We start from the raw sequence: 16,476 nt of genomic DNA on the forward strand, positions 1-16,476 counted from the left end.
GGCCTCCATAGCAGGACAACCCCCTCGTATCCGGCTTGACGCTACGTCAAAAACTGGCAAGGCTGACGGCGGCACGCGTAGCACTGGGGCGCGTGTGGCGGGGGCGCGCGGCCCGGACGACAGTGCCGCCGCATCACACGGCCGGCCCGTCCGGCCGTGCCAGGCCTCCAGTAGCGCCACCGCCCCGTGCGGAGCTGCTCCATTGACGAGTGAGCTACTGGGGGTAGCAGGCATATGACGAAGAAGACGCGACTGCGTGTCGCGCGGATAGCCGCCGGCGCAGTGGTCGCCGCAGGCGCTTCGCTGACCGCCGCCGGCGCGGCATCGGCCGCCGGCGTCAACGTCCAGGTCGCGGGTGTCGGTGTGAAGGCGGGCGTCCACGCCGTCGGCTCGCCCGACGACCCGGACCAGATCCCGCAGCCGCCCACCTCGGGCGGCACCACGGGCAGCACCGGCTCGACCGGCGAGACCGGCAGCACGGGCTCCACCGGCTCCACCGGCAGCACCGGTTCCACGGGTTCGACGGGCTCCACCGGCTCGACCGGTTCCTCGGGCGAGACCGGGTCCACCGGGTCCACCGGGTCCACCGGTTCCACTGGTTCCACCGGCTCGACGGGTTCCACCGGCAGCATCGGCGGCTCGGGCGAGACCACCGGCAGCTCGGGCAGCAGCACCGGTTCCACCGGCAGCACGGGTTCGACGGGCTCGACCGGCGAGACCGGCAGCACGGGCTCCACCGGCTCCACGGGTTCCACCGGCGAGACGGGTAGCACCGGCTCCACGGGCTCCACCGGCGCCAACGGCGAGACGGGTAGCACCGGTTCCACCGGCTCGACCGGCAGCACGGGCTCCACGGGCTCCACGGGCTCCACGGGTTCGACTGGTTCCACGGGCAGCACCGGTTCCACCGGCAGCACGGGTTCCACGGGTTCGACGGGCAGCACTGGTTCCACGGGCAGCACCGGTTCGACCGGTTCGACCGGTTCGACCGGTTCCACCGGCAGCACCGGCTCCACCGGTTCGACGGGCTCCACCGGCAGCACGGGCTCCACCGGTTCCACCGGCAGCACGGGCTCCACCGGCTCGACCGGTTCCACCGGCAGCACCGGTTCGACCGGCTCCACCGGTGATGACCACGGCTCCACCAGCGGCGACCAGAGCGGCACCGGTTCCACCGGCAGCACGGGTGCCACCGGCGGCTCCGGCTCCACCGGCGGCAGCGGCTCCGGTGACCAGGGCAAGGTCTGCCCCGTCGACACCAGCAGCAACTGCGGCAACAACGCGGACACCGACAGTGCGGGCGCCAAGCCCGTGCAGCAGGACAAGCCCAAGGAGCAGCTGGCCGAGACCGGTGCTTCGCAGACCGGCTTCCTGGTGATCGGCGCCGCGACGATGATCGCGGGCGGTGTCGGCTTCCGGCTCCTGCCCCGCCTCATGACCCGCGGCGCGGGCGCGGCGGCCTGACTCCGCCCGCAGGCGTGAACGCCGGTTAGGACACGTGCGCAACCGCGCACGTACACACCGCGCACGTACGCAAGGGGCCCGGAGCGCTCAGCGCTCCGGGCCCTCGTGCGTCGTTACGGCGGGCACGCGCATGACCACGCGTGACGGCGCGCCTACCCGGCGAATCCGTGTGCGAGCACGGCCACCGCCACCAGGGCCACCAGCAGCGCGATCAGCGTCGCCGGCGTCAGGCCGGCGAAGAGGCCTTCCTGCTGCTGCAGCCGCTCCCTGCTGGCCCGGCACACCGGGCAGCGGCCCTCGCTGACAGGGCCGGCGCAGTTGGCGCACACCAGTCGGTCGCATGTCATGCGATCTCCTCCTCCGGTACGTCCAACGCGCGGGAGACCCGAGCGGTTCCCCCTACCACTCTGCCAGCTTCCCCGGCGAACGGCGCGTGCGGGCCGATTGTCCTCGTTTTGTCCCCGAACATGACGGTAATAAACGCGCCGACCCCGGTCGCTGCCTGCGCGTGCACGGCTCGTTCGCGTATGGTCACGCACACCGAACGGGAGCCGCCTGCGCGGCGGTCCGTCCCCCCTATCCAGGTCGACGCGTGGTGCACTCGTGATCCGATTCGACAACGTCTCCAAGTCCTACCCGAAGCAGAACCGTCCGGCGCTCCGCGACGTCTCGCTGGAGATCGAGAAAGGCGAGTTCGTCTTCCTCGTCGGTTCCTCGGGTTCGGGCAAGTCCACCTTCCTGAGGCTGCTGCTCCGCGAGGAGCGCGCGAGCACCGGCCAGGTGCACGTCCTGGGCAAGGACCTGGCCCGGCTGTCCAACTGGAAGGTGCCCCACATGCGCCGCCAGCTGGGCACGGTCTTCCAGGACTTCCGGCTGCTGCCCAACAAGAGCGTCAGCGAGAACGTCGCCTTCGCGCTGGAGGTGATCGGCAAGCCGCGCGGGGAGATCCGGAAGGCCGTCCCGCAGGTGCTGGAGCTGGTGGGGCTGGGCGGCAAGGAGGACCGCCGGCCGGGCGAGCTCTCGGGCGGTGAGCAGCAGCGCGTGGCGATCGCCCGGGCGTTCGTCAACCGCCCGATGCTGCTGATCGCGGACGAGCCGACGGGCAACCTCGACCCGCAGACCTCGGTGGGCATCATGAAGCTGCTCGACCGGATCAACCGGACCGGGACCACGGTCATCATGGCCACCCACGACCAGCAGATCGTGGACCAGATGCGCAAGCGCGTCATCGAATTGGAAAAGGGACGCCTCGTACGCGACCAGTCGCGCGGCGTGTACGGCTACCAGCACTGAAGCCTGAAAGGACGCCATGCGCGCCCAGTTCGTCCTCTCGGAGATCGGCGTCGGTCTCCGCCGCAATCTCACGATGACCTTCGCGGTGATCGTCTCCGTGGCGCTCTCGCTCGCCCTCTTCGGCGGGTCCCTGCTCATGCGCGAGCAGGCCAGCACGATGAAGGGCTACTGGTACGACAAGGTCAACGTCTCGATCTACCTCTGCAACAAGACCGACGCGGAGTCCTTCCCCTCCTGTGCCAAGGGAGCGGCGACGGAGGACCAGAAGAAGGAGATCCGCGCCGATCTGGAGAAGATGAGCGTCGTCCAGAAGGTCCAGTTCGAGACGGCCGACGAGGCGTACAAGCACTACAAGGAGCAGTTCGACAAGAAGTCGCCGATCGCCGGCTTCGTCACGCCGGACCAGATGCAGGAATCCTTCCGCGTCAAGCTCAAGGACCCCACCAAGTTCGAGGTCATCTCGACCGCGTTCTCGCAGCGCCCCGGCGTGCAGATGGTCCAGGACCAGAAGGACGTCCTGTCCAACCTCTTCAACCTGGTCAACGGCATGAACTACGCGGCGCTCGGCGTGATGGCGCTGATGCTCGTCGTCGCGCTGATGCTGATCGTCAACACCGTCCGCGTCTCGGCGTTCAGCCGCCGCCGGGAGACCGGGATCATGCGGCTGGTCGGTGCGTCCAGCTTCTACATCCAGATCCCGTTCATCATGGAGGCCGCCTTCGCGGGCCTGCTCGGCGCGGGTCTGGCGTGCGTGCTGCTGGTCAGCGGCCACTACTTCCTCGTGAACAACTGGCTGGTCGACCAGATCGACCTCATCCAGTTCATCGGCTGGGACGCGGTCCTGGCCAAGCTGCCGCTGGTGCTCGCCATCGGGTTGCTGATGCCCGCGTTGGCGGCGTTCGCGGCGCTCCGCAAGTACCTCAAGGTGTGACATGAGCCAAGGGCGCCGTACGGTCAACTCCCCGTACGGCGCGCCCTGGTGTCCTAGACTCACGCGCATGCCCGGCCCGTCGATGTTCCACCCGCAGCGCCGCGCCCGCCGCGGCGCCGCGCTGACACTGGTCTTCGCGGGCGTGCTGGCCACCGGCGCCGCGGCCGGCTCCTGGAGCCCGGACGGCAGGGACGGCCGGAAAGCACCGGAGACCCGTGCCGTCCCGCGCACGGCGGCGAGACCCGCGGACCGCGCCGTCGCGAGAGACGAGCGCCCCGGCGACGGCACCGGCACTCCCGTCGACCGAACCGAGGTCGAGGCCGCCGCGGCGCGCGCCGTCGAGGACGGCAAGTCCGGCACGGAGGCCGCCGCCGAGGTCGTCGGCCGCAGCGGCGACCGCTGGAGCGCCGTCTACAGCGCCCGCGAGTACGAGGGCCTGGAGCGCGCCCTGAACGGCACCTACATCGGCGTCGGCCTCTCCGCGCGGCGCGCCGCCGGCGGCAGTACCGAGGTCGACAGCGTGCGCCCCGGCAGCCCCGCCGACCGGGCCGGCCTCCGCTCCGGCGACCGGCTGCGCAGCATCGACGGCACGCCCGTCGACGGCCGGCCCGTCACCGAGGTTGTCGCCCGCCTCCGCGGCGACACCACCGCCTGGCCGGGCCCGGGCACGCCCGTACGCATCGGGGTCGAGCGCGCAGGCCGCGGCTGGGAGCGCACCCTGTACCGGGAGCGGCTGGCCACCGAGAGCGTGACGGCCGAGCGCCTGGCCGGGGACGGCGCCGCGGGGGCCGCGGCCGTACGGATCAAGGTCGGCTCGTTCACGCGGGGCACCGGCGAGCAGGTGCGCGCGGCCGCCGCGGAGGCCCTGCCGGGCGAGGGCATCCTCCTCGACCTGCGGGGGAACTCGGGCGGTCTGGTCGACGAGGCGGTCACGGCCGCCTCCGCCTTCCTCGACGGCGGGCTCGTCGCCACCTACGACGTGCACGGCAGCCAGCGCGCCCTGGAGGCCCGCACCGGCGCGGCCACCGCCCTGCCGCTCGTGGTCCTGGTCGACGGCGGCACGATGAGCGCCGCCGAGCTCCTGGCCGGCGCCCTGCAGGACCGCGGCCGGGCGGTCGTCGTCGGCTCGCGGACCTTCGGCAAGGGCTCCGTGCAGATGCCGAGCCGCCTCGCGGACGGCTCCGTCGCCGAGCTCACCGTCGGCCACTACCGCACCCCCGCCGGGCGCGTCGTCGACGGCCGGGGCATCGCCCCCGACCTGCTGGTCCGCGGCGATGCCGAGGAGCGGGCCCGCACGGTATTGAGTGGCCTCGGGGGCGGGTCCTAGTGCGAGAATGGCGGTGCTATGGCTAAAGAGAAGAAAGAGACGGGGCGCAAGCTCGTCGCGCAGAACAAGAAGGCGCGGTACGACTACCACATTCTGGACACCTACGAGTGCGGCATGGTGCTGACCGGCACCGAGGTGAAGTCGCTGCGCCAGGGGCGCTCCTCGCTGGCGGACGGCTTCGTGCAGATCGACGGCGGTGAGGCGTGGCTGCACAACGCCCACATCCCCGAGTACACCCAGGGCACGTGGACCAACCACAGCGCGCGCCGCAAGCGCAAGCTCCTGATGCACCGGGCCGAGATCGACAAGCTCGACTCCAAGTCGCAGGAGACGGGACACACCATCGTGCCCCTCGCCATCTACTTCAAGGAGGGCCGCGCCAAGGTCGAGATCGCCCTGGCCAAGGGCAAGAAGGAGTACGACAAGCGGCAGACCCTGCGCGAGAAGCAGGACACGCGCGAGTCGAACCGCGCGATCGCCGCGGCGCGCCGCCGGCAGCGGGCGTCCGCTGCGCGGGGCTAGCAGCGGTAATACGCTGGCACGGGCGCCCGTCAGTCACGTACGATGGGCGTAGCGGCACACGGGGTGGTACCCGGTGCGCACATTGAAAAATCAACATGGGGATGATCGGTTTCGACAGCGGATGTCGAAGCAGGGGAAGCGTGTCGAGGAAGCGGCAATGATCTCGTAAACCATATGTCGCAACCAATAATCGCCAACACCAAGCGCGATTCCTTCGCCCTCGCTGCCTAAGTAGCGACTTGCGAAGTGTCAGCCCGGGGCTGTTCCCGACCCGGATCCTGGCATCAGCTAGGGAACTAAACCACTAGGCCCGGTCACGGGGCCTGGTGGGAAATCAAACAGTGACTGAGCCCGTCGGAGACTTGTTCGCGTGATCTCCGGGGCTGAGAAAATCGCAGCGAACTGCACACGGAGAAGCCCTGATTCTGCACCGTTGGACGCGGGTTCGATTCCCGCCATCTCCACTCATCCCATGTGGGCAAAAGCCCCTGATCTGCGGAAACGCAGGCCAGGGGCTTTTGTCATGCCGAGCCCGCGCAACCGATCGGCTCCCCCGGCCCTCTTTCTTGGTGACGCTCCATGGCGAGGGGGTGGTGGCCCGGTGAACCGGACGCGTACGGCGGTGGCCGCAGTGCTGGCCACGGGAATCCTGTGGTTCGCCGGAGGCGCCGCCCCGGCGTTCGCCGGCGACAGCAGCCACGCAGGTGACGGCGGCCCCGTACACGTGCTGCTCAACAGCGCCTTCGACAACCGCCCCGGCGAGCTCGTCGACATAGAGGTGCAGGGCGTCCGCGAGCGGGGCGACGTCACCGTCTCCTCGCCCGTCTTCCCGCACGCCGTCCGGCTCGCGCCGCGCGCGCACGCCCACCACGGCCGTCCGGCCATCGCGATGACCACCGGGCCCGGCACGTACCCGCTCACCGTCCGGGCCGGCGGCCGGGTCGTCGCGAAGGACCGCGTCGAGGTGAAGCCGTCGCGGCGGCCGAGCTTCACGGCGGCCTCGCCCGGCGAGGTGCTGCGGCCGGGGGAGCGGCTGTGGATGGCGTACGACGACCTGTACCCCGGCGAGACCGGGCAGTCCTTCGCCGTGCGCTCGCCCGCCTTCCGCAAGGAGGTGCGGCTGGCGCACGACCCGAAGAGCACGGACTGGAACAATCCGCGGCTGTTCTCCGGGGCGGCAGAGCTGCCGCAGGGCGTCCGCGACGGCACGTACAAGGTCACGCTGTACGGGCCGGGCGGGCGCGTCGTCGACGAGAAGCCGCTGACGGTGCGGGCGGCGCGGCCCGGCGACCGCGACTACGTCGGCAGGGCGCGCGGGCCCGCCTTCTTCGGCACCTCGGCGGCGTCCGGGCCGGGGGGCGCCCGTGACCGCGGCCACCGGGTCCCGGCCGGCGGCACGGTCAATGTCCTGTGGCGCGACCGGGCGCCCGACCCGGGCGAGGAGGAGCGGCTGACGGCCACGTCGCCGGCGTTCGAGCGGCCGGTGCGGCTGCGGCGCGACGACAGCAAGGCGGGCGACGGGGACGATCCGCGGTACTACGCGCCCGCCCGGATCCGGCAGGGGCTCGCGCCCGGGACGTACGCGGTCACGGTGGCCAGCCACCACGGGCGGGTCACGAAGGTGGCCCACCTGGAGATCACGGCCGCCGCCGCGACGGCCAAGGACTCCGGCACCTCCAAGGCCGGCGGGAGCTCCGGGATGACCGTGGCCTACGTGGCGGGCGGGACGACCGGTGGGGTCCTCGCGGCCGCGGGCCTCGGGGCGCTCCTCAAGCGGCGAGCCGTGCGGCGAGGGCACGGCGGCCCGCCGTCGCCGTGAGCAGCGCGGTCGCCGCGGCGGCGGCCGGTACGGCGTAGCCCGCCGCCCCCGCGTGCTCCACGGCGTAGCCGCCGGCCGCCGAGCCGGCCGCGATGCCGGCGAGGAGGCCGGTCACGGCCAGGGTCATGCCCTCGTTGAGGCTGCCGGGCGGGGTCAGGCCCTGGACGAGGTTCATGCCCGTGACCATGGTGGGCGCCGTGGCCATGCCCGCCAGGAGCAGCGCGACGGCGAGGGCGGGCAGGCCGCCGCCCGCGGTCGTCGCCGCGAGCGGCAGCAGCGCGAGGGCGGCCATCGCCGCCAGGCAGCGGGGGAAGCGGGCGGCCGCGGGGGCCGCCGGGCGCGTCAGCCCGTAGAGCAGGCCCGCCGCGCAGGAGCCCGCGGCCTGCAGGGCCAGGACGGCTCCCGCGGCCGGGCGGTGGCCCTCGGCGTCGGCGAAGCCGATTGTCACCACCTCCAGCGAGCCGAACAGCGCGCCCGTGCAGAGGAAGGCGGCCAGGACCGCGGTCAGGCCGGGGTTTCCGCGGAGCGGCGAGCGCGGGCGTACGGGTCCGGCGGCTATGGGGGGTTCGGTGCGCTTCTGGGCCGCGAAGAGCACGGCGCCGGTGAGGAACATCAGCGCGGCGGTGAGCGTGCCCGCCTCCGGGAAGAAGGACGTGCACAGGAACGTCGCGAGGACCGGGCCGAGCATGAAGCACGCCTCGTCCGCGGCCTGCTCGAAGGCGTTGGCGGTGTGCAGGGCGGCCGGGTCGGCGCGCAGGAGGTGCGACCAGCGGGCGCGGGACATGCCGCCGGTGTTGGGGGTGGTCGCGGTCGCCGCGTAGCAGGCGAACAGGGTCCAGGCGGGGGCGTCCGCGTGCACGCACACGACCAGGGCCAGGGAGCCCAGTGCGGCCAGGGCGGCGGCGGGGACGGTGACGCGGGCCTGCCCGTGGCGGTCCACGAGCCGGGCCGTCAGCGGGCCGGCGACCGCCGTCGCGGCGAGACCGGTCGCGGTGACGGCGCCGGCGAGCGCGTACGAGCCGCGGGCGGCGGAGATCATCAGGACGGCGCTGACGCCGAACATGCCCATGGGGAGGCGGGCGAGGAGGTTCCAGGCGGTGAACGCGCGGGCGCCGGGGACGGCGAAGAGACGGGCGTACGGGGCGAGCGGGGACATGGACCGAGCTTCGCGGTCGCCCGCGCACGCGGTCCAACACCTGAACTGTCGCCATTCACGCGCATCTGTTGTTAACTGCGGCCCGTGCCGTACGACATAGAACCGCGGTTGCTGCGGGCGTTCACCGTGGTCGCCGAGGAATTGCACTTCACCCGGGCCGCGGCCCGGCTGTTCACCGCCCAGCAGGCGCTGAGCCGGGACGTCCGGCGGCTCGAACAGCGGCTGGGCAGCGTGCTGTTCACCCGGATGACGCGTCAGGTCACGCTGACCGCCGAGGGCGAACGGCTCCTGCCGTACGCACGGCGGGTGCTCGCCGCGCACGAGGAACTGGACGCGGCCTGGGCGCGTGAGGAACGGCCGCTGATCGTGGACTGCGCGGCCACGGTCGGCACGGCGTGGCGGGTACTGACCGCCGCGCGCGGCGCGGCGCCGGAACACGAGCTGGTGGCGCGCTTCCACAGCGGGCTCACCGGCGCGGCCGGCGAGATCCTCGCGGGGCGGCTGGACGTCTCCTTCGGGCGCGTGGCCGGCCTCGACCCGGCGGTGCGGGGGAGGCTGGAGCACTGCCCCGTGCGGTACGAGCCGATGGCCGTGCTCCTGCCCGGGGAACACCGGCTGGCGGCCCTGCCGGAGGTGCCGCTGGACTCCCTCGCGGGGGAGACGCTCTACGCCGCCGCCGGCAACCCCGCCACCGCCGAGTGGACGGACCTCGCCGAGCGGCTCTTCGAGGGACGGGGCATCGGGATCGCCGCGCCCTTCCCGGAGCTCGAGGGGAAGGAGGAGTTCGTGCGGGTGGTGCGGCGGCGGGGGTGGTCGGTCCTGGCGAGCGTGGAGTTCATCGACGTTCCAGGGATGGTCCTGCGCCCCCTCGTCGACCCGGTGCCGCTCTCCCCGGTCTCCATGGTCTGGCGCCGAGGCCTGCGCCACCCGGCGCTGGCGTCCTTGCGGACGGCGGCGACGTCTTTGGCGACGGACGGCGCGTGGCTGACCCGCCCGCCCGGGGCGTGGCTCCCACCGGGGGATGAGGCGGTGATGTGCGCGTGACGCGGCCCTTGGACGGGCGGCGCCGGCCGGGCGCCGCCGGGTCCGCGCGGCGGGGGAAGTTGCCGGTGGCGGCGGTGATGAGAGCCGGCGCCGTCTGTCTTCCGCCGCGGGGCGAGTGACCCCGACGGTGGTGGCCGGCGGTGCCGAACCGGCGGTCGGTTGGGTACTGCCGGGTCCGCGCGGCGGGGGCTGATCGCCGTTGCGGCGGCGGATGTTGCCGGGGCGGTGAGGGGAGCCGGTGGCCGGCGGTGCCGTGCCGGCAGTCCGCGGGGTCGCGGGGTTAACACCTCGCCCCCTCGCGAGGCACTCTGGTGGGGTGGTGACGCCGGCTTCGTACGGGTTGAGGTTTGACGCCGGGCGGCTCTGTCTGGATCTGGTGGCCACGGCCGGCGGCGGCCGGCCCGGCGAGGAGCCGGTCGAGCGGCTCGACGGCCCCGAGCGCCTGCGCGACTGGCTCCTCGGCTCCGGAGCGGTCCCGCCCGGCACGCCGCTGGCGGCCGTGGACGCCGCCTGGCTCGGCCGTTTCCGCGCGGCCCGCGACCTGCTGCACCGCGTGGTCCACGCCGAGGTCGACGGCCGCGCCGCCGGCCCCGACCTGGAGCGGGTGAACGCCCTCGCCGTCACGGCCCCGCCCGCGCTGAAGGCGGACCGGGGCGCCGACGGGGTCCTGTCGCGGAGCCTCGTCGGGGCGCCCGACTGCGGCGCCCTGCTGGGGCAGATCGCGCGCGACGCGGTGGAGTTGCTCACCGACCCCGCCGCGCGCGGCCAGTTGCGCCGCTGCGAGGGCGAGACGTGTTCCCTGGTCTACCTGGACACGTCCCGGGGCCGCCGGCGCCGCTGGTGTTCCAGCGAGGTCTGCGGGAACCGCGAGCGCGTGGCCCGGCACCGCCGCCGCGCGGTCGGCACCCGCTGACGGCGGCCGGCCTGAAGACCGTCAGCCTGACGGCCGTCAGCCTGAAGGCCCCGGTCAGCGCCCGATGAAGACGTAGTCCGCCCGGTACGGCACGGCCGCCGTCGGCTGCCGCTGCGGGTCGCAGGGCCCGGCCGGGGCGACGCCTCCCCGCGTGTTGAGCCGCAGGATCTCCGTGGTGGAGGCGAGGACGCCCGTCCCCGCGCCGGACCGGGCCGCGCGCAGGTCGAGCTCGGGGACGTTCCCGTCCCCGTTCGGGGTCCTGGTGACGACCTTGCCGGTGACGGCGGACCGGTCGGGCGCGACCCACTGCGGGTCGCCTCCGGGCCGTACGAAGGAGTGGGCGATGTTCCCGCTGAGCGTGGCGGAGACGTTGTCCTGGGTGAAGGCGAACCCGCCGCCGTCCTGCTTGCGGCACGCGTAGATCTGGCGGCCTTCGACGACGGACGCCTGGACGGCGTTCACAGCGCTGTTCATGTCGAGCGGCGCGCTCAGCCGGTGCACCTGCCCCCGTACCGCGCCACCGGGGAACTCGCCGGTGTGCAGGTTGAGGTAGAAGCCGCCGGGCCCGGCCGCGAGGTCGCCCAGGAGCTTCCGGTCGGTGACCTTCACGGTGCCGGTGGCGCTGGTCCGGCCGTCGGGCAGCTTCTGCGCGAAGAACGGGATCCGCACGTCGCCGTTCTTGCCGCGTTCCCCCTGGTGGAGGTGGGCCGCGGTGGGCGTGGCGATGCCGCGGAAGGAGAAGGCGAAGGACACCTCGTCGCCCTGGACGCGCAGGAAGGCGACGGCCTGCCCGTCCTTGTCGCCGGTGGCCTTGCCGTCCGCCGCGGGAACCTCGTTCGCGCCGCTGAGGCTGCCGGCGAAGAAGACGGCGCCCTCGCGGTCGGGGCTGCTGACCGGCCCGAGCGAGCCGCCGGCCGTGCTCCCGTCCGCGCCGCCGTGCCCCGAGTGCGCCGACGACGAGGCCGGCGCCCCGGCCGTCCCGCCGCCCTCCTCGCCCGGCACCACCGCGAAGGCGATGCCGACCCCCGCGGCAACGGCCGCCGCGGTGGCGGTGGCGACGATCGTCCGGCGCTTGCCCACGATGCGGTTCATGGTGAACCTCCCCGTTCTCCCCGTACGGGGCCGGTGCCCCCTGCACCGGTCTCCCGGGCTGTCGTACGGGCCCGGCACCGGCCCCCGTTCAGCGGGGAATTGAGGCCTGTGTCACGGGCCCACGGCTGAACGGGGACGCCATTCGATCCGTGGGGACGCCATTCGATCCGTAGGGCCTTCAGCGGGCTGCGAGATTCCCCGCCACCCGCTGAACAGGCCGCCCACCCGGCCCGTACTCATGGGGGAAGGGGTCCACCGGGCCCCGGCACCGGCGGCGGAACGGGCGGAACCGGCGGCTTCGGCTACTGGCGGGTACCGGCCGGATCACCGACGCGCGCTATCGACCGGGGAGAAGGCTTGCGCAAGGATGCCGCCGTGGCTGACAGGACGAGCCCCGACGAGGAACTGATGCGGGCGCTCTACGAAGAGCACGCGGGCCCGCTCCTCGCCTTCGTGCTGCGCCTGGTGGACGGGGACCGCCAGCGGGCGGAGGACGTCGTCCAGGAGACGCTCCTGCGCGCCTGGCGCAACGCCGACCGGCTGCGCGGGGCGCCCGGCTCCGTACGGCCCTGGCTGGTGACCGTCGCCCGGCGCATCGTGATCGACAACCATCGCAGCCGGCAGGCGCGCCCGCGCGAGGTCGACCCCGGCCCGCTGGAGCTGATCCCGGCGGCGGACGAGATCGACCGGGCGCTGCGCCTGATGACGATCTCCGACGCGCTGGGCGACCTGACGGAGGCGCACCGGGAGGCGCTGATCGAGACCTATTTCAGGGGACGTACCGTGAGCGAGGCGGCCGAGGTGCTGGGCGTGCCGGCGGGGACCGTGCGGTCCCGCGTCTTCTACGCACTGCGCTCCATGAAGCTCTCGCTCGAAGAACGAGGAGTGACGGCATGAACCGGCCGGCACCGGACCACGGGCAGTACGAGCGGCACGAGCAGCACACCGCCGTGGGCGCCTACGCGCTCGGCGTCCTCGACGAGGCGGGCGCGGCCCGGTTCGAGGAGCACCTCGCCGGGTGCCCGGAGTGCGCCGCCGAGCTCGACGGCCTGATGGGTCTGACGCCGCTCCTCGCCGAGCTGAAGGAGGCCGGGCCCGCGCCGGAGGCCCTCGTGCCCCGCCCGGACCCGGCGCTGCTCGACCGGCTGCTGGACCGGGTCGCGGCCGGCCGCCGCGCGCAGCGCATCCGCCGCCTGTGCCTGGTCGCGGCCGCCGCCGCGCTGATCGTCGCGGGTCCGCTGGTGGGCGCGGCGGTCTTCTCCGAGGAGGCGCCGGACCACAGCGGCGTGAGCGCGGCCAAGCAGATGTACGAGGACGGCGAGAAGATCGGCGCGGTGGATCCGGCGACGAAGGCCGACGTGACGGTCTCGCTGCAGCAGAAGCCGTGGGGCACCCATGTGGCCCTCCGGCTCGCTCACGTCAGAGGCCCGCTGACCTGCGATCTCGTGGCCGTGGGGAAGAACGGGGAGCGGCAGGTGGTGACGACGTGGGCGGTCCCGCCGGGCGGCTACGGCCTGGACGGGACGGACACGGCCGGGACGGGCGACAAGCCCGATAGGGCTGACAAGGGCGACAAGTGGAGCAAGGAGCCGCTGTACACGCACGGCGGCGCCGCACTGAACCGGAATGACATCTCCCGGTTCGAGGTGCGCACCCTCGACGGCAAGCTCCTCGCCACCGTCAAGGTGTGACCACCACCGTGACCACCCGCGTGAAGGTGTGACCAAAAGGCATTCAGCCCGAATAAAAACAACCATGTCCTGACAGGTGCGCTCAGCACCTGTGTTCGCGTACGGTTGACGGCTGCCCTAGGCACAGCAGAAGGGGGCTTGGGTGGCCGCGCAGAACGCCACGCACGCGCAGGTGGCGACCGGACCGCAGAGCGAGCCCGACGGGGTCCGCGATCGCGAGATCGGTACGGAACAACAGCATCTGGACCGGGTGTACCAGCGTCTGGAGGAGAAGATCCACGAGGCCGAGTTCCTCATGGACGACGCCGCCAAGCGCGGGCAGGTCGGCACGCCCGGCGCGCTCGCCGAGCGGGACGCCCAGGTCTTCCGGGCCGGGGTGCACCTCAACCGGCTCAACAGCGAGTTCGAGGACTTCCTCTTCGGCCGCATCGACCTGTTGCTCGGCAAGGACGGCAAGAAGGGCCCCGACGGCGCCTACACCTCCGTCGAGCCCGCCGACGACGCCGTCAGCGGTGACCGCGCCGAGATCGCCGAGACCCTGCACATCGGCCGCATCGGCGTCCTCGACGCCGACTACTCCCCGCTCGTCATCGACTGGCGGGCGCCCGCCGCCGCGCCCTTCTACCGGGCCACGCCCGTGGCGCCCGGCCGCGTCGTCCGCCGCCGGGTCATCCGCTCCAAGGGCCGCCGCGTCCTCGGCGTCGAGGACGACCTGCTGCGCCCGGAGCTGACCGCCACCCTCGGCGGGAGCACCCTGCCGGTCGTCGGCGACGGCGCGCTGATGGCCGCGCTCGGCCAGGCCCGCAGCCACACGATGCGCGACATCGTCTCCTCCATCCAGGCCGAGCAGGACATGGTCATCCGCGCGCCCGCCGCGTCGGTGACCGAGGTCGAGGGCGGCCCCGGCACCGGCAAGACCGCCGTGGCCCTGCACCGCGCCGCCTACCTCCTCTACCAGGACCGCCGCCGCTATGCGGGCGGCATCCTCGTCGTCTCCCCGACCCCGCTCCTCGTCGCCTACACCGAGGGCGTGCTGCCCTCCCTCGGCGAGGAGGGGCAGGTCGCCATCCGGGCCGTCGGCTCGCTGGTCGACGGCGCCGAGGCCGACACGTACGACGAGCCGGCCGTGGCGCGGATCAAGGGCTCCTCGCGCATGCTCAAGGTGCTCCGCAAGGCGGTCCGCGGCGCGCTGGAGGGCACCGGCCCGGGGACGGCGCCGGTACGCCCGTCCGCCGCCCCGGCGGGCGAGGACGGGCAGCTGTCGCTGGACGGCGCCCTCGCCGAGGGGAACGGCAGCGGGGACGGGCGCCGCGGCGGCCCGGCCGGCCCGCCCGGCCGTCTCCGCGTCGTCGCCTTCGGCGCCCGCATCGAGCTCGGCGCCGAGGACCTCAAGCGCATCCGCAACAGCGCCCTCGGCGGCACCGCGCCGGTCAACCTGCTGCGCCCGCGCGCCCGCCGGCTGATCCTCGACGCCCTGTGGTCCAGGGCCGGCGGACCCAAGCGCTACACCGACCCCGAGCTCGCCGCCGAGGCCCGCTCCGCCTTCGACGAGGACATCACCACCGAGGACGACTTCCTCGCCTTCCTCGACGCCTGGTGGCCGGAGTTGACGCCGCGTCAGGTGCTCGCGTGCATGGCCGACGAGAAGCGCCTCGCCCGCTTCTCGCGCCGGGTGCTGGGCCCGCGCGAGACCCGGCTCCTGGCCCGCTCGCTGCGCCGCCTGGACGCCGCCGGCCGCGGCCCGCTGTCCGTGCACGACGTGGCCCTGCTGGACGAGCTGGAGACGCTCCTCGGCGCCCCGGCCCGCCCGAAGAAGCCGCGCGAGTACGACCCGCTGGATGCGCTCACCGGGCTGGAGGAGCTGATGCCGCAGCGCTCGGAGTCGCGCCGCGAGCGCGCCGAGCGCCTGGCCGAGGAGCGCCGCGACTACGCCCACGTCATCGTGGACGAGGCCCAGGACCTGACGCCCATGCAGTGGCGGATGGTCGGCCGCCGCGGCCGTACGGCCACCTGGACGATCGTCGGCGACCCGGCGCAGTCCTCGTGGTCCGACCCGGACGAGGCCGCCGCCGCCCGCGACGAGGCCCTCGGCGCCCGCCGCCGCACCCGCTTCCGGCTCACCGTGAACTACCGCAACCCCGCGGAGATCGCCGAGCTCGCGGCCAAGATCCTCGCGCTCGCGATGCCGGGCATGGAGTCGCCGGCGGCCGTCCGCTCCACGGGCGTCGTGCCGCGCTTCGCCGTCGCGGGCGCCGCCCTCGGCCCGGCCGTGCGGGCCGAGGCGGAGCACCTGCTGGCGGACGTCGAGGGCACGGTCGGCGTGGTCGTGCCCATGGGCCGGCGCGCCGAGGCCCGCGGCTGGGTGGCCGGGCTCGGCGACCGGGTCGTGGTGCTGGGCAGCCTGGAGGCGAAGGGCCTGGAGTACGACGCGACGATCGTCGTCTCCCCGGCCGAGATCGCCGACGAGTCCCCGGCGGGCCTGCGCGTGCTGTACGTGGCGCTGACCCGCGCCACGCAGCGCCTGACGGTGCTCTCCGGCGAGCGCGACGACCCGGACGCCGACGGAGTGCCGGACCTGCTGCGGGACTGAGGCCGTCCGTCCCCGAGGTGACCCTCCCCCGGCTGCGGCCGGGGGAGTCCCCAGGGGTGAATTCGCCGGGGCGGAATGACTTCCGGGGACGGTTTGTTAGCCTGGGTACGGCACCGGCTCGATCCAAGCCCCCGGGCCCAACCTTCGTCGCTACGAGCGACCACTTGCCGCGAGGCGAGCATGGCGGGTCGGTGTCACTAGCGTTCTGACGGGCGCCCTTCCTCCGGGAAGGGCGCCCGCCGGCTTTTGCGGAACTTTATTTCCGGAACCCGGACCTGGTTACCCCCTACTGGTGGGTAGGTGGGACGATCGAGCCGCGCATCAGCGAAACCAGGGAAAGCAGAGGAAGTCGGCCATGGCAACGGCGCCAAGCGTCTCGTACTCGATGACGGTCCGGCTGGAGGTCCCCGCGAGCGGGACCTCGGTCAGCCAGCTCACCACGGCCGTGGAGTCCTCCGGCGGATCCGTGACCGGCCTCGACGTCACTGCTTCGGGCCACGAGAAGCTCCGGATCGACGTCACCGTCGCCGCGACCTCCACCGAGCACGCCGATGAGATCGTGGAGAACCTCCGCGGCATCGAGGGCGTGGTGCTGGGCAAGGTTTCGGACCGTACGTTCCTGATGCACCTCGGT

The 16,476-nt window shown here is 73.4% G+C and carries 15 protein-coding genes and 1 other RNA gene; 13 read left to right on the forward strand and 3 right to left on the reverse strand.

Annotated elements, in window-relative coordinates; translation table 11 throughout:
- Nucleotides 1-234 precede the first annotated feature (234 nt).
- Complete coding sequence (locus IF61_RS34720) at nt 235-1,464, forward strand: hypothetical protein (RefSeq protein ID WP_078660554.1); 1,230 nt, start codon at nt 235-237, stop codon at nt 1,462-1,464.
- Nucleotides 1,465-1,616: 152 nt separating this feature from the next.
- On the opposite strand, the gene IF61_RS0127720 is transcribed toward IF61_RS34720, so the two are convergent.
- Entirely contained in the window at nt 1,617-1,811 is a 195-nt protein-coding gene (locus IF61_RS0127720; protein ID WP_030369272.1) for a hypothetical protein, read from the reverse strand.
- Nucleotides 1,812-2,067: 256 nt separating this feature from the next.
- Here IF61_RS0127720 and ftsE point away from each other — a divergent pair, with 256 nt between their 5' ends.
- The 6 genes from ftsE to IF61_RS0127745 all read left to right on the forward strand — a co-directional run bounded on the left by ftsE (nt 2,068) and on the right by IF61_RS0127745 (nt 7,356).
- On the forward strand, nt 2,068-2,757 hold the full coding sequence (gene ftsE, locus IF61_RS0127725; RefSeq protein ID WP_030369273.1) for a cell division ATP-binding protein FtsE: 690 nt from the start codon (nt 2,068-2,070) through the stop codon (nt 2,755-2,757).
- Nucleotides 2,758-2,773: 16 nt separating this feature from the next.
- Nucleotides 2,774-3,688 carry a permease-like cell division protein FtsX gene (gene ftsX / locus IF61_RS0127730; RefSeq protein WP_030369274.1) on the forward strand — a complete coding sequence of 305 codons (915 nt, stop codon included), beginning with the start codon at nt 2,774-2,776 and terminating at the stop codon, nt 3,686-3,688.
- Nucleotides 3,689-3,755: 67 nt separating this feature from the next.
- Nucleotides 3,756-5,015, forward strand: coding sequence for a S41 family peptidase (locus IF61_RS0127735; RefSeq protein WP_052393112.1), 1,260 nt, complete (start codon nt 3,756-3,758; stop codon nt 5,013-5,015).
- Nucleotides 5,016-5,033: 18 nt separating this feature from the next.
- Nucleotides 5,034-5,537, forward strand: coding sequence for an SsrA-binding protein SmpB (gene smpB / locus IF61_RS0127740; RefSeq protein ID WP_030369276.1), 504 nt, complete (start codon nt 5,034-5,036; stop codon nt 5,535-5,537).
- A gap of 97 nt (nt 5,538-5,634) precedes the next feature.
- Nucleotides 5,635-6,004: a transfer-messenger RNA gene (gene ssrA / locus IF61_RS34725) on the forward strand.
- Nucleotides 6,005-6,138: 134 nt separating this feature from the next.
- Nucleotides 6,139-7,356, forward strand: a complete 1,218-nt coding sequence (locus IF61_RS0127745; protein WP_157848698.1) for a hypothetical protein — start codon at nt 6,139-6,141, stop codon at nt 7,354-7,356.
- Here the strand turns inward: IF61_RS0127745 and IF61_RS0127750 are convergent.
- Nucleotides 7,307-8,512: an MFS transporter gene (locus tag IF61_RS0127750; RefSeq protein WP_107043149.1), complete on the reverse strand. Its 1,206-nt coding sequence runs from the start codon at nt 8,510-8,512 to the stop codon at nt 7,307-7,309. The genes IF61_RS0127745 and IF61_RS0127750 overlap by 50 nt on opposite strands.
- 84 nt (nt 8,513-8,596) lie before the next feature.
- Between IF61_RS0127750 and IF61_RS0127755 the strand changes: the two genes are divergently transcribed.
- Together IF61_RS0127755 and IF61_RS0127760 are read left to right on the forward strand one after the other, a co-directional pair.
- Nucleotides 8,597-9,556 carry a LysR family transcriptional regulator gene (locus tag IF61_RS0127755; protein WP_030369285.1) on the forward strand — a complete coding sequence of 320 codons (960 nt, stop codon included), beginning with the start codon at nt 8,597-8,599 and terminating at the stop codon, nt 9,554-9,556.
- 316 nt (nt 9,557-9,872) lie between these two features.
- A complete protein-coding gene (locus IF61_RS0127760) occupies nt 9,873-10,469 on the forward strand; it encodes a CGNR zinc finger domain-containing protein (RefSeq protein WP_030369279.1) in 597 nt (198 codons plus the stop codon).
- Between the two features lie 54 nt (nt 10,470-10,523).
- Here IF61_RS0127760 and IF61_RS0127765 read toward each other — a convergent pair whose 3' ends face one another.
- On the reverse strand, nt 10,524-11,561 hold the full coding sequence (locus tag IF61_RS0127765) for a CHRD domain-containing protein (protein WP_030369280.1): 1,038 nt from the start codon (nt 11,559-11,561) through the stop codon (nt 10,524-10,526).
- Nucleotides 11,562-11,918: 357 nt separating this feature from the next.
- Between IF61_RS0127765 and IF61_RS0127770 the strand changes: the two genes are divergently transcribed.
- The 4 genes from IF61_RS0127770 to IF61_RS0127785 all read left to right on the forward strand — a co-directional run.
- On the forward strand, nt 11,919-12,458 hold the full coding sequence (locus IF61_RS0127770) for a sigma-70 family RNA polymerase sigma factor (protein WP_078660556.1): 540 nt from the start codon (nt 11,919-11,921) through the stop codon (nt 12,456-12,458).
- A complete protein-coding gene (locus IF61_RS0127775) occupies nt 12,455-13,252 on the forward strand; it encodes a zf-HC2 domain-containing protein (RefSeq protein ID WP_030369282.1) in 798 nt (265 codons plus the stop codon). Before IF61_RS0127770 ends, IF61_RS0127775 begins: the two co-directional genes overlap by 4 nt.
- A 142-nt stretch (nt 13,253-13,394) precedes the next feature.
- Entirely contained in the window at nt 13,395-15,842 is a 2,448-nt protein-coding gene (locus IF61_RS0127780) for a HelD family protein (RefSeq protein ID WP_397946177.1), read from the forward strand.
- 355 nt (nt 15,843-16,197) lie between these two features.
- Nucleotides 16,198-16,476: malate dehydrogenase (locus IF61_RS0127785; RefSeq protein ID WP_030369284.1), on the forward strand; the 279-nt coding region annotated here is incomplete at its 3' end.

The sequence above is a fragment of the Streptomyces roseoverticillatus genome (assembly GCF_000719265.1).
GTDB classification, from domain to species: domain Bacteria; phylum Actinomycetota; class Actinomycetes; order Streptomycetales; family Streptomycetaceae; genus Streptomyces; species Streptomyces roseoverticillatus.

Bases quoted from the DNA above. Each gene is read 5' to 3' on its own strand.
- IF61_RS0127775 (WP_030369282.1), top strand. From the start codon at position 12,455: ATGAACCGGCCGGCACCGGACCACGGGCAGTACGAGCGGCACGAGCAG.
- ftsX (WP_030369274.1), top strand. From the start codon at position 2,774: ATGCGCGCCCAGTTCGTCCTCTCGGAGATCGGCGTCGGTCTCCGCCGC.
- smpB (WP_030369276.1), top strand. From the start codon at position 5,034: ATGGCTAAAGAGAAGAAAGAGACGGGGCGCAAGCTCGTCGCGCAGAAC.
- IF61_RS34720 (WP_078660554.1), top strand. From the start codon at position 235: ATGACGAAGAAGACGCGACTGCGTGTCGCGCGGATAGCCGCCGGCGCA.
- IF61_RS0127765 (WP_030369280.1), bottom strand. From the start codon at position 11,561: ATGAACCGCATCGTGGGCAAGCGCCGGACGATCGTCGCCACCGCCACC.
- IF61_RS0127750 (WP_107043149.1), bottom strand. From the start codon at position 8,512: ATGTCCCCGCTCGCCCCGTACGCCCGTCTCTTCGCCGTCCCCGGCGCC.
- IF61_RS0127735 (WP_052393112.1), top strand. From the start codon at position 3,756: ATGCCCGGCCCGTCGATGTTCCACCCGCAGCGCCGCGCCCGCCGCGGC.
- IF61_RS0127720 (WP_030369272.1), bottom strand. From the start codon at position 1,811: ATGACATGCGACCGACTGGTGTGCGCCAACTGCGCCGGCCCTGTCAGC.